The sequence below is a fragment of the Marinobacter sp. es.048 genome (assembly GCF_900188435.1).
Lineage (GTDB): Bacteria > Pseudomonadota > Gammaproteobacteria > Pseudomonadales > Oleiphilaceae > Marinobacter.
In genome coordinates this window covers 319,569-331,910 of the sequence record NZ_FYFA01000001.1, presented here as the reverse complement: position 1 = coordinate 331,910, position 12,342 = coordinate 319,569, and the positions used below count along the sequence as shown (strand labels likewise).

Genomic DNA, 12,342 nt, shown 5'->3' with positions numbered 1-12,342 from the left:
ACGCCCCAAAACTGAAGGCAAAACAAAAATGAGCATCACCCCAGAGCCGGTAGACGTCCTCCCGGCCCACAGATTCGACGAAGCCAGCCTCCTGACCTGGCTGCAGCAGACCATACCGGGCTTTGGTACGAGGCTGGATGTCCGGCAATTCCAGGGTGGTCAATCCAACCCCACGTTTCTGCTGGACACCGACAGCGGCCAATACGTTTTGCGCAAAAAGCCGCCCGGCAAAACCCTGCCCTCCGCCCACATGGTAGAACGAGAGTACAAAGTCATGCGTGCCCTGTCCGAGCAAACCAGTGTCCCGGTGCCAAACACCCGGGCCCTGTGCGAAGACAGCAATGTCATCGGCACACCATTCTACGTCATGGACTACCTTAAGGGCCGTATCGTCAGCCACTCGGCGCTGCGGGCGCTGGATCGCCAGGAACGGCTGCCGGCCCATCACTCGGCCATCGACACCCTGGCGCGCCTCCACTCGGTGAATGTGAAGGCGGTCGGTCTTGGTGACTTTGGCCGGCCGGAAGGTTATGTGGCCCGGCAGGTGGCTCGATGGAGCAAACAGTACCTGGCTTCCAAAACCGACGAGCTTCCGGCAATGGACAAGCTTATGGCCTGGCTTCCAGAGAACCTGCCCTCCACCGACGAATGCGCCATCGCCCATGGCGATTACCGCTTTGGCAATCTGATGCTGGCGCCGCAGCGGCCCGAGGTTATTGCCATCCTGGACTGGGAGCTGTCCACCCTCGGCCACCCGCTGGCGGACCTGGCTTATTACTGCCTGCCGTACTACCTGCCGTGGGACCTGCAGGGCATGCGAGGACTGCAGGGAGAAGACCTGGAGTCACTGGGTATTCCGGACGAACAGGAAACCATTGCCCGATACTGCCGGCAGACCGGCCGGGACGACATCGCCGACTGGCACGTGTTCCTGGCGTTTTCCCTGTTCCGGCTGGCGTCTATTCTTCAGGGTGTCTACAAGCGGGCGCTGGATGGCAATGCCGCCAATGCCGATGCCCTGGAGGTTGGCCGGCGGGCCAGCCTTCTGGCCGATGTCGGCTGGCGGATTGCCAGTGAGGGACCATCGTCATGAACGATCCCATGGTCAAACGCATCCTGATCACCAATGATGACGGCATCAACGCGCCAGGCCTGAAAGTGCTCGAGCAGATCGCCCGCAACCTGGCCGAGGAGGTCTGGGTGGTGGCGCCCGAGCATGATCGTAGCGGCGCCGGCCAGAGCATCTCCATTCATGATCCTTTGCGGGTGTATGAGCAGGGTGACAGGCGCTATGCAGTCTCCGGTACGCCGGCGGACTGTGTGCTCTATTCGCTGGCCCGGTGGTTCGGGGAAACCCCGCCGGATCTGGTGCTTTCCGGGGTGAACTGCGGCGCCAATATCAGCGATTCCGTGCAGTATTCCGGAACCGTCGGCGCGGTGCTGAGTGCCGAACACATGGGCATACCTGCCATGGCACTGAGCCAGGCGTTTCTGAGTCGCGAAGGCGTGGACTGGTCGCCGGTTTCCATTCATGGCGAGGCCATCATCAGGCAGCTTTGGCAGCCAGGTCTGAATCGGGCCTGGAACGTCAACTTTCCCGCCTGCGAGGCGGCCTCCATCAGTCGGGCCCGGTGGTGCCGGGAGTCCAACGGCTCCATACGGCGCGCCCGCCTGCAGGCGGGTCAGGATGCCCGCAGTCTGCCGTACTGGTGGCTGGGATTTGATCGCAGTTCGCGTCACATTGTGGCGCCCGATGAAGACGCCAGCGTGCTGCGGGACAAAGCCATCGCCATTACGCCACCAGGACCGCCTGCCCGGCGGCGCTGACGATTTTGATTTGGCCGCGTCAGCGGCCCACTGAACCGAAAAAAGGGGATCACAACAATGCCATTTACCCGCCATTACGCCGTGTGGCCGAGGGAACTGCCCAAAAGCCTGGCCTTGCCACGAACCAGCGTGTTTACCAACCTTGAGATTTCGGCGCGGCGCTATCCGGACCGTAACGCCATCGTTTTCTACGATGCACCGATGACCTACAGCCAGCTGTTCCGGGAAGTGGAGGCCATGGCCGGCTACCTGCAGGCCCAGGGCGTCGCTAAAGGTGATCGGGTGTTGCTGTACATGCAGAACTCCCCGCAATACGTCATTGCCTATTATGCCATTCTGCGGGCGGATGCCGTGGTAATCCCTATCAACCCGATGAACCGAGCGGCGGAACTGGAGCACTTTGTTGCGGATACCGGTGCCAATGTCTGCCTCGCAGGTCAGGAACTGGCCGGCTTTATTGCCCCGTTGTTGGAGACCACCGATCTCAACCACATCGTGGTAGCTTCCTACAGCAGCTATATCGCCCCGGACACCGATCTGGCCTTGCCAGCGGAAGTCGCCGCTCCAGCCTGGTCGGAGGACCTGGCCGGCATGGTCAGCTGGGAGCAGGCGCTGGCGGAAGGCCATGCGCCCTCGGCGCACACCGCCGGCCCGGCCGATCTCGCCGTGATTCCCTACAGTTCCGGCACCACCGGCGCGCCGAAGGGCTGCGTGCACACTCATCGCAGCGTGATGGCTACCGCCGTGCACCGGGCCTTCTGGAACCTGAGCACCGCCAGTACGGTGCAGCTGGCCACCTTGCCATTCTTCCACGTCACCGGCATGACCGGTTCCATGAACAGCCCCATCTACAGCGGCTCCACTACAGTGATCATGACTCGCTGGGAGCGGACCACCGCGGCGCGGCTGATCGAACGGTATAAAGTCACCGGCTGGACCAACATTGTCACCATGGCGGTGGACTTCCTCTCCAACCCCGACATTGGCCGGTACGACCTGTCGAGTCTCACCACCATCGGCGGGGGTGGGGCAGCGATGCCAGAGGCCGTGGCCGCCAAGCTCAAGACCATGACCGGTCTTGATTATATTGAGGGGTATGGCCTGTCAGAAACCATGGCAGCCACCCACATCAACCCCTCGAACCGCCCGAAGCCCCAGTGCCTCGGCATCCCGGTGTTTGATGTCGACAGCCGGATCATTGATGTCGACACCCTGCAGGAAAAAGGCCCTGGCGAGACCGGTGAAATCGTCTCCAGCGGGCCGCAGGTTACCATCGGGTACTGGAACCGGCCCGCGGAAACCGAAGCTGCGTTTGTGGAGATTGATGGCAAGCAGTTTTTCCGCACCGGCGATCTGGGTTACTACGATGAGGAGGGCTATTTCTTCATGGTCGACCGGGTCAAGCGAATGATCAACGCATCCGGTTACAAGGTCTGGCCGTCCGAGGTGGAGGGCCTGATGTACCGCCATCCCGGGATTCATGAGGTCTGCATTATTTCCTCGCCGGATCCGAAGCGCGGTGAGACCGTGAAGGCCTGCATCGTGCTGACTCCGGAGGCGGAGGGAAAAAGGAGCGAAGAGGACATCATCGCCTGGTGCAAGGAGCAGATGGCAGCCTACAAGATTCCTACCCTGATCGAGTTTGTCGACCAGCTGCCAAAGTCGCCAACCGGCAAGCTGATGTGGCGGGCGCTGCAGGAAGAGGAGTGGGAAGCCAAGTCCTGAGCGACTCAGCTCCGCACATACATGGCGAGATGTTCGGCGACGCAGGCGGGCTTTTCCCCGCCTCGGATTTCCAGGGTGGTGCGATAGGTGGCCAGCGTCCGCTGCTCATCTACCCTGGTCACGTCCAACAGCTCCATTTTGCTGCGGATCTGCGCGCCGGCTTTTACCGCTGCCGGGAAGCGCAGCTTGTTAAGCCCGTAATTGATACTGGCGCTCTTGCCTTGCACATTGATGACCTGTTGATTCAGCAGGGGAATCAGTGATGCCGTCAGAAATCCGTGCGCCACGGTGCTCTTCCAGGGCGACTCTCGCCTGGCTCTCTCCACATCAAGATGTATCCATTGATGATCGCCGGTGGCATCGGCGAAGGCCTGTATCATTTCCTGGCTGATGGTTTTCCAGGGGCTGTGGCCAATCACCGAGTTCCTGTGATGGGCCAGATCGTCCAGTTGCACTGTCAGCATAGCCGTAGTCCCCGCTGGGCGTCAGACCGCATAACCCGGATTCTTGCTGTCCAGAAGTCGGATCAGTGCCGGCCAGGTCAGTTTCGCTGCCATGCCCAATTGTTGCGACTGCTCGGCGGTGGTGCGAATGGCCTGTTCCGAGGGTAGGTGGGTGGGGCCACAGCTCTGGGCCTTGACCTGGATCTCGCAGGCTTTCATCAGGAAATACAGGTAGGTGAAGGTTTCCGGTACATCCTTGCCTGCGGTCAGCACGCCGTGGTTGCGCAGTATCATCATGGACCGGTTGCCCAGGTCCCGGATTAGCCGATCGCGTTCGTCCAGATTGAGTGCCACGCCTTCGTACTCGTGATAGCAGAGGTGGTCGAGACACAGCATGGCGGTCTGGCTCAGGGGCAGCAGGCCGTCCCGGTGTGCCGATACCGCGACCCCGTCCGGTGCGTGCAGGTGCATCACCGCTCCGGCATCGTCCCGGCCCATATGCACCGCGCTGTGAATGGTGAAACCGGCGGGATTGACGCGTCCCAGGCCGGCTGCCTCCACCACTTGGCCTTCCTGGTCGACCTTGACCAGCGACGAGGCGGTAATCTCGTGAAACAGCAGCCCGTAAGGGTTGATCAGGAAGTGGTGATCCGGCCCGGGTACCCGGGCCGATAGATGGGTGAACACCAGATCATCCCAGCCGAACAGGGCCGCCAGCCGATAGGCTGCGGCCAGCTCGGTGCGGACCTGCCACTCGGCTTTCCTGAGATCCTGTTCCGCTGACGGTTCATTTGTTGTCATTATTGATCTCTTCGGGCCCAAAATTTCATTTGTTTGCGGACCCTTACTTTAGCAGGGCCGCAAAGCGCTCCAGATGGAAGTCGTCGTCACCCAGTTGATGGTTGATCATCACCAGCCGCTTGGCGTAGTGGGCAAAGTTGTACTCCCAGGTCATACCGATACCGCCGTGGGACTGGATGCCCTGCTCGGAAACGAACTGGCCACTGCGGCCAATCACATTCTTGGCGGCGGCCAGGATCCGGCGGCGCTCGTCACTCTGGGGCTCGTCCGCCACGCTGGCGGCCAGGATGGCCATGGAACGGGCCTGTTCCAGCTCCGACATCATGTCCACCATTCGGTGCTGCAGCACTTGGAACTTGCCGATGGGCACGCCAAACTGCTTACGCTGTTTCAGGTACTCCAGGGTCAGCTCGCAAGCCATCTCCATGGCACCGACGGCTTCACCACACAGAGCGGCAATGGCGCGTCCTGCCTGGTACTCGATGACATCAGCGGCCTTGCCTTCTTGTCCGAGCAAGGCGTCCGGGCCCAGCTTGACGTTGTTCAGGAACAGGTCGCAGCCCTTGGAGCCATCAATAGTCGGGTAAGTGCGGCGTTCGAGGCCCTCGGTCTCCGGTGCGACCAGGAACAGGCTGATGCCGTCAGAATCGTTGCTGTCGCCCGAAGTGCGGGCCGAGACCACCAGCACGTCGGCGCAGTGCCCACCAATGACCACGGCCTTGCGACCGTTCAGCACGTAGCCGTCACCGGACTTCTCAGCCCGGGTTTCGACATCGTTCAAGTTGTAAAAACTCTGGGGCTCCTGAAGTCCTGCGGCCGCGCGCATCTCGCCGCTGGCGATACCGCCGAGCCACTGCTCATGCTGTACGTCGTTGCCGGCCTGGCTGATCAGCCCGCCGCCCAGGACGACAGATTGCAAGTAGGGCTCAATGCACAGGCCGCGACCCAGTTCGGTCATCACGCTCTGCACTTCCACGCCACTGCCGCCAAAACCACCGAGTTCCTCGGGGAAGGGCACGGCAGTGAGGCCCAGTTCACCCAGCTGTTTCCAGAAGTCGGCGCTGAAGCCGAGCTCCGATTCGCTGTATTCGAGCCGCTTTTCAAAACTGTATTCACCGCGCACCAGGCGGGCCACGGTGTCCTGCAGCATCTGCTGTTCTTCGTTGAGTCGGAAATCCATGGTCGCCTCCTTAAAGCCCGAGAATCATTTTCGACACGATGTTCTTCTGGATCTCGTTGGACCCGCCGAAAATCGACAGCTTGCGGTTGTTGAAGTATTGGGCAGACAGTGGTGCGGCGTTCTCGTCGGAGAGGAAATCGCCGTCGTAATCCAGGTCCAGTTCCTCTTCCACAAACGGAATGGCGTACGGTCCAATGGCCCGGCGGGCCAGGTCGTTGATCGCCTGGCGGATTTCGGTGCCGCGCACTTTCAGCATCGAGCTTTCTGCGCCCGGTACGCCGCCGCCTTCCACTGAGGCAATAATGCGCAGGTTGCTGATGGTGGCGGCCATCAGGTCAATCTCGACCTGGGCGATGCGCTGGCTGAACGAGGCATCTTCGATCAGCGGTCGACCATTCTTGAGGCGGCGGCTGGCCAGCTCCTTGAGGTGCTGGAGTGCCGCCTTGGAAATGCCGATGCCGGCGAGGCCGGTGCGTTCATAGGTCAGCAGGTACTTGGCATAGGTCCAACCCTTGTCTTCCTCGCCTACCAGATTTTCCACGGGGACTTTCACGTCTTCGAAGAACACCTCGTTTACTTCGTGCTCACCGTCCAGGGTGATGATCGGACGTACGGTAATGCCCGGGGTGTTCATGTCGATCAGCAGGAAGGAAATGCCTTCCTGGGCCTTCACTTCTGTGTTGGTGCGCACCAGGCAGAAAATCATGTTGGCGTGTTGGCCCAGGGTGGTCCAGGTTTTCTGACCATTGACGATGTAATGATCACCCTCGCGAACGGCGCGGGTTTTCAGGGACGCCAGGTCGGAGCCGGCCCCTGGCTCTGAATAGCCCTGGCACCACCAGTCTTCACCGCTAAGGATTCGCGGCAGGTAGCGCTGCTTCTGCTCTTCGGTGCCGAATTTGATAATCACCGGCGCCACCATGTTGACACCGAAGGGCACCGAGCGCGGTGCTCCGTAACGGGCAGACTCTTCATCCCAGATGTGCTTCTGGACGGGGCCCCAGTTAACGCCGCCATAAACTTCCGGCCAGTGGGTGGCGTACCAGCCCTTTTCGCTGAGAATCTTTTGCCAGCGTTGATGATCCTGTTTGGATAGGCGGCGGAACCCCTTTACCTTGGCGGCAATATCCGCGGGTAGTTTCTCATCCAGAAAGGCCCGGACTTCATCACGGAAGGCGAGTTCCTCAGCAGTGTAGTTCAAGTTCATGGGCAACCTCGTTTGCTGAAAAGCGAAAATACGTACCGCATAGCAGAATGTGCCAATGATCGAAGATTGCGATGGCTTCTGTCAAGAATAATGTAAAAACCTATACCGCTAGGCGAAATTGACTTAATTTAAGTGCCGATACACCTGGCCCCGGAAGAGAAGTCAATCCACCCGGTTTGGCTCGGCATCGGGCCATTCGGCAGAGTAGCCTGCCCCCATCGCCGGTGCACATTGCGCAGTTTTAACCTTGTCGGGAGCTTGCATTGCCCTCAAAAGACTATATGTTTGAAAGGGACGAGCCGTTCAAATAACGATAGCAGAACCTCACTATGTCGAGTTGCTCCATCAACAGAAGCACTCTGAAGCTCAGCCTCCTGGCTGTGCTGATTACGGGTCTGTTTGTGGTTTTTCTCAACGGTTCGTCTCACCCGGCACTGGATCCACAGCTAGACGATCACTTAACGCCCACGCTGATATCAGTTGACGGGACAGGCGATCCCTCGTCGCCGGATGCATCCGTCTCGATCACCTCACCTCTTCTGTTCCCCGGGGGGGGATTCCGGGCTGTCTTATCGGCCAGTCTCGATTTTATTCAGCCACCGCTCCGGCTGCTGAGCTATCCGGTGCTGCCCCAGGGCCCGCCCAGCCTCGTTTAACTCTGACCATTACGGATTTGTCCCTGTGTACACAGGGAACTCCAACCTGAATTCAGATTCACGAGGTTTACCATGAACAGTGTATTCAACGCATTGCCAGTACAGGATCTGGGACGCACCGGCGCGTTACCCACCGCCAAACCCCTGTCTCACATAGGAAGCGAGGATTCGGCAGTCCACCTGCTGACGGACTTCTCCGAGCAGCGACTGTCCGTTTTGAGTTCCGATATGTCCGTTTCGGAGGCGAGGCTGTGGATGAGACTTGCCGATACGTCTTTCAAAGTGGTTGAAAACCAGGCGGGGGATTGTCTGGGGATTCTGGCCATCGAAGATGTGAATGGCGAGAAGGCCATGAGTGTCGCCCATCGACAGGGTGTGCCACTCAAGGACGTTCGGGTCCGCGATATCATGCGCCCAATAAGTGAGCTGCCGGCTATCCATTATCAGGATTTGCGGGCGGCAACCGTGGGCGACCTGGTCAGCACCTTCCGTGAAGTTCATGAAGGGTATCTGCTTGTGCTGGATGATGACCGGCATCAGCCTTCCCGTTCCTATCTCCGGGGACTGGTCTGTGCCGAAGAGCTTCTGCAGCGGCTGGACCTGGCGATCGATCTGGAGCATCGGGCAACCAAGTTCTATGAGATCGTCCACGTGGTGAAAGGCGGCTTCTAGTCTGGCAGTTGTCATCGGCGCTCCCCGGGGCGCCGATGATTCCCGTGGAACCGGGAGAGCATCGAAAAAAACGATGTTTATTACCCAGAAAACCGTATTGAATCGATGCCGTAATCACGTGACACTCTCTACGACTTTAGTCACATCAAAGGACGCCCATGCAGGACGCCCAACAAAAATGCCGGACGCAGGCGTTAAGCCTCTTCATAATTCTGGCATTGGGCCTGGTTTCATTGCCTGCCCATTCTTCGGACTCTGCGCCAGCCCCCCTGTCCTGTGATGCGGCTTTCTGCCCGTTATTGTCGGATGTGACAAGCGACGGTGGTCAGGAGGGAGGGCTTTCCCATGGCAACCGCATGCGGGATTTCAGTCTTCACCCGACCGGTGTCCTTCCGGGCATCAGGGGCTATTCGGGCGTGGTGCATTGCGCCAGCTTTCCGGTCCTGCCGCAGGCGCCACCTGGCATCTGAGCTTTTGCTGACTGAAGGGCGTGCCTGCCCTTCGAACCAACCTTTCGATTTAAACGACTTCCATCACCTGGAGGATTTTCCATGGCTATTCGGAAGCTGCTGATCGCCAATCGCGGAGAGATTGCGGTCAGGATTGCCCGGGCCTGCAGCGAACTGGGCATCCGCTCGGTCGCTATTCATTCGGAGGCTGACGAGTACTCCCTGCACGTCAAAAAAGCCGACGAAGCTTATCAGATCAGCAAGGACCCCCTGTCGGGATACCTGAACCCACACCATATTGTGAATATGGCGGTGGAAACCGGCTGCGATGCACTGCATCCCGGCTATGGTTTCCTGTCGGAGAATGCGGAACTGGCTGCGATTTGTGAGCAGCGAGGCATTACGTTCGTCGGACCGTCGGCGAACGCTATTGCATCCATGGGCGACAAAACCCAGGCCCGCCAGACGGCCCTTGCCGCGGGTGTTCCGGTAACGCCCGGTTCGGAAGGCAACCTTGCCGATGTTGAGGATGCCGTCGCCCAGGCCGCCGATATCGGCTATCCGGTGATGCTGAAGGCCACCTCCGGTGGGGGTGGGCGAGGCATTCGCCGGTGCGATAATGAAAAAGAGCTTCGCCAGAACTACGAGCGGGTAATCTCCGAGGCCACCAAAGCCTTTGGCAGTGCCGAGGTGTTCCTTGAGAAGTGCATCATCGAGCCCCGTCACATCGAGGTCCAGATTCTTGCCGATACCCATGGCAATGTTGTCCACCTGTACGAGCGGGATTGCTCGATCCAGCGCCGCAACCAGAAGCTGATTGAGCTGGCGCCGTCGCCCCAGCTTGAGGAAAGCCAGCGCGAATACATCGGCGATCTGGCCAAACGGGTGGCGAAGCAGTGTGGTTACGTAAATGCCGGCACTGTCGAGTTCCTGCTGGACCACGATGGCAGCTTTTACTTCATGGAAATGAATACCCGGGTTCAGGTTGAGCACACCATCACCGAGGAGATCACCGGGGTGGATATCATCAAGGCGCAGATACGGATCGCTGCCGGCGAACCACTGGGCCTCAAGCAGGAAGACATTTCCTACCGGGGCTTTGCTGCCCAGTTCCGTATCAACGCCGAAGACCCGAAGAACGGCTTTCTGCCAAGTTTCGGCCGCATCAGCCGCTACTATTCCGCCGGCGGTCCGGGCGTGCGCACCGATGCCAATATGTATACCGGTTACGAGATTCCCCCGTACTACGACTCCATGTGCGCCAAGCTGATTGTCTGGGCCATGGACTGGGACGAGCTGATTGCCCGCTCCCGGCGTGCTCTCGGGGATATGGGCATTTACGGCGTCCAAACCACCATCCCCTATTACAAGCAGATTCTCGAGCACCCGGATTTCCAGGCTGCTGACTTCAATACCGGCTTTGTGGAACGTAACCCCCAATTGCTTGAGTACAGCAGCAAAACCCGCCCGGAATCCATCGCCACAGCCATTGCCTCAGCCATTGCAGCGCAGGCGGGCCTGTAAAAGAACATCGGAGAGATCCCAATGACCAAGCGCAAGATTCATATTACCGACGTTATCCTCAGGGACGCTCACCAGTCTCTGATCGCCACCCGGATGCGCACGGAAGACATGCTTCCGGCCTGCGAGTGGCTGGACCAGGCCGGTTACTGGTCCCTGGAGTGCTGGGGTGGTGCCACGTTTGACGCCTGTGTGCGTTTCCTGAAGGAAGATCCCTGGGAACGCTTGCGGACCCTGAGAAAGGCCCTGCCCAATACCCGCCTGCAGATGTTGCTGCGTGGCCAGAACCTGCTGGGCTATCGTCACTATGGCGATGACGTTGTTGAGGCGTTTGTTGCCAAGGCAGCCGAGAATGGCATGGACGTGTTCCGCATTTTTGATGCCCTGAACGATGTGCGCAATCTCGAAACCAGCATCAAGGCGGTCAAGAAGGCTGGCAAGCATGCACAGGGCACCATCTGCTACACCGTGAGTCCGGTGCATGGCACCGATGCCTATCTGGAGCAGGCCAGGGCCATGGCCGACATGGGCGCGGACAGTATCGCGATCAAGGATATGGCAGGGCTGCTGACGCCAGCCGTAACCGCCGAGCTGGTCGGTAAGCTGAAGCAGACCCTCAATCTGCCCGTTTTCCTGCATTCCCACGCCACCTCGGGCATGGCGCCCATGTGTCAGTGGGCGGCCATGGAAGCAGGCGTTGACCATATTGATACCGCGCTGTCGGCCTTTGCCGGCGGCACCAGCCATCCGCCCACGGAATCCTTGGCGGCGGCGCTGCACGATGCTGGTCTGGAGACCGGGCTGAACCTGGAGCTGCTGGACAAGGCCACAGGCCATTTCCGGGAAGTGCGCAAGAAGTATCACCAGTTCGAGAGCGCCTATAACGGTGTTGATACCTCGGTGCTCCTGTCCCAGGTGCCCGGTGGCATGATGTCCAACCTGGCCAACCAGTTGAAGGAGCAGGGCGCGCTGGATCGCATCCAGGACGTATTCGAGGAAATTCCAAGGGTTCGCAAGGATCTCGGTTACCCGCCACTGGTAACACCCACCTCCCAGATTGTGGGTACCCAGGCGGTGATCAACGTACTGGCCGGCAAGCGCTACGAGTCCATCACGAACGAAGTGAAGAAATACCTTCAGGGCTGGTACGGCAAGGCACCGGCTGCGGTTGATAAATTGCTTCAGCAGCGCGCCGTCGGCAAGGAGGACCTGATTGAAGAGCGCCCGGCTAACCTGATCCCCCGTGAACTCGACGAGTTGCGCAAACAGGTGGGCGATCTGGCCACCAGCGAAGAGGATGTGCTTACCTACGCCATGTTCCCGGATCAGGCCAAAGCGTATCTTGAGCAGCGGCGTGACGGCACGCTGCAGCCGGAGCCCCTGGAGCCGATGCCCACCGGTTCTTCGGGCGGCTCGGTCTCCAGCAAATTCAAGATCACGGTTCATGGTGAGAGCTACGATATCCACGTCACCGGCGCGAACCCCTCCGGTGAGAATGAGCGTCGTTTCTACATGACCGTCGATGGAGTGCCGGAGGAAATCCATCTGGCTTCGCTGGGAGAAGGCGGCGAGGGTGCGCGGTCCAGTGGTGGCCGGGCAACCGCCACCAAAGAAGGTCATGTAACCACAAGCATGCCCGGCAACATCGTGGATGTGCTGGTGAAGGAAGGTGACGAGGTTCAGGCCGGCGATCCGGTGCTGATCATAGAGGCGATGAAGATGGAAACCGAAGTAAAGGCGACCACGGCCGGAAAGGTGTCCGGCGTGTTTATTGCCAAGGGTGATCGTGTAGTGCCCGGAGAAGTTCTGGTCGAGATCGAATAGGTTCGCCAGAGCGTGATGCAGAACGGCCCCTCATCTT

General features: G+C 59.6%; 11 protein-coding genes. 7 read left to right on the top strand and 4 right to left on the bottom strand.

What is annotated here, in order from left to right; all coding sequences use genetic code 11:
- Positions 1–28 precede the first annotated feature (28 nt).
- Genes CFT65_RS01580 through CFT65_RS01570 form a run of 3 tightly spaced genes read left to right on the top strand, consistent with a single transcriptional unit; the run spans position 29 to position 3,552 of the window.
- The gene (locus tag CFT65_RS01580) at positions 29–1,093 is read left to right on the top strand and encodes a phosphotransferase (RefSeq protein WP_088826303.1); all 1,065 of its coding nucleotides are present in this window, start codon (positions 29–31) and stop codon (positions 1,091–1,093) included.
- Positions 1,090–1,827, top strand: coding sequence for a 5'/3'-nucleotidase SurE (gene surE / locus CFT65_RS01575; protein WP_088826302.1), 738 nt, complete (start codon positions 1,090–1,092; stop codon positions 1,825–1,827). Before CFT65_RS01580 ends, surE begins: the two co-directional genes overlap by 4 nt.
- A gap of 57 nt (positions 1,828–1,884) precedes the next feature.
- Positions 1,885–3,552, top strand: a complete 1,668-nt coding sequence (locus CFT65_RS01570) for a long-chain fatty acid--CoA ligase (protein WP_088826301.1) — start codon at positions 1,885–1,887, stop codon at positions 3,550–3,552.
- Between the two features lie 5 nt (positions 3,553–3,557).
- Here the strand turns inward: CFT65_RS01570 and CFT65_RS01565 are convergent, their stop codons facing one another.
- From CFT65_RS01565 to CFT65_RS01550, 4 genes are read right to left on the bottom strand one after another with little or no spacing between them, the layout of a single operon-like run.
- Positions 3,558–4,016 carry a MaoC family dehydratase gene (locus tag CFT65_RS01565; protein WP_088826300.1) on the bottom strand — a complete coding sequence of 153 codons (459 nt, stop codon included), beginning with the start codon at positions 4,014–4,016 and terminating at the stop codon, positions 3,558–3,560.
- A gap of 21 nt (positions 4,017–4,037) precedes the next feature.
- The gene (locus CFT65_RS01560; protein WP_172408405.1) at positions 4,038–4,796 is read right to left on the bottom strand and encodes a class II aldolase/adducin family protein; all 759 of its coding nucleotides are present in this window, start codon (positions 4,794–4,796) and stop codon (positions 4,038–4,040) included.
- A 43-nt stretch (positions 4,797–4,839) separates the two neighbouring features.
- Complete coding sequence (locus CFT65_RS01555) at positions 4,840–5,976, bottom strand: acyl-CoA dehydrogenase family protein (protein WP_088826299.1); 1,137 nt, start codon at positions 5,974–5,976, stop codon at positions 4,840–4,842.
- Positions 5,977–5,986: 10 nt separating this feature from the next.
- Complete coding sequence (locus CFT65_RS01550) at positions 5,987–7,183, bottom strand: acyl-CoA dehydrogenase family protein (RefSeq protein ID WP_088826298.1); 1,197 nt, start codon at positions 7,181–7,183, stop codon at positions 5,987–5,989.
- Between the two features lie 728 nt (positions 7,184–7,911).
- Here CFT65_RS01550 and CFT65_RS01540 point away from each other — a divergent pair.
- The 4 genes from CFT65_RS01540 (at position 7,912) to oadA (ending at position 12,305) form a co-directional block, all read left to right on the top strand.
- On the top strand, positions 7,912–8,511 hold the full coding sequence (locus tag CFT65_RS01540) for a hypothetical protein (protein WP_014579051.1): 600 nt from the start codon (positions 7,912–7,914) through the stop codon (positions 8,509–8,511).
- 158 nt (positions 8,512–8,669) lie between these two features.
- Positions 8,670–8,981: a hypothetical protein gene (locus tag CFT65_RS18885; RefSeq protein WP_141103794.1), complete on the top strand. Its 312-nt coding sequence runs from the start codon at positions 8,670–8,672 to the stop codon at positions 8,979–8,981.
- An 81-nt stretch (positions 8,982–9,062) separates the two neighbouring features.
- Positions 9,063–10,484, top strand: coding sequence for an acetyl-CoA carboxylase biotin carboxylase subunit (locus CFT65_RS01535; RefSeq protein WP_088826296.1), 1,422 nt, complete (start codon positions 9,063–9,065; stop codon positions 10,482–10,484).
- A 21-nt stretch (positions 10,485–10,505) separates the two neighbouring features.
- A complete protein-coding gene (gene oadA / locus CFT65_RS01530) occupies positions 10,506–12,305 on the top strand; it encodes a sodium-extruding oxaloacetate decarboxylase subunit alpha (protein ID WP_088826295.1) in 1,800 nt (599 codons plus the stop codon).
- Positions 12,306–12,342 lie beyond the last annotated feature (37 nt).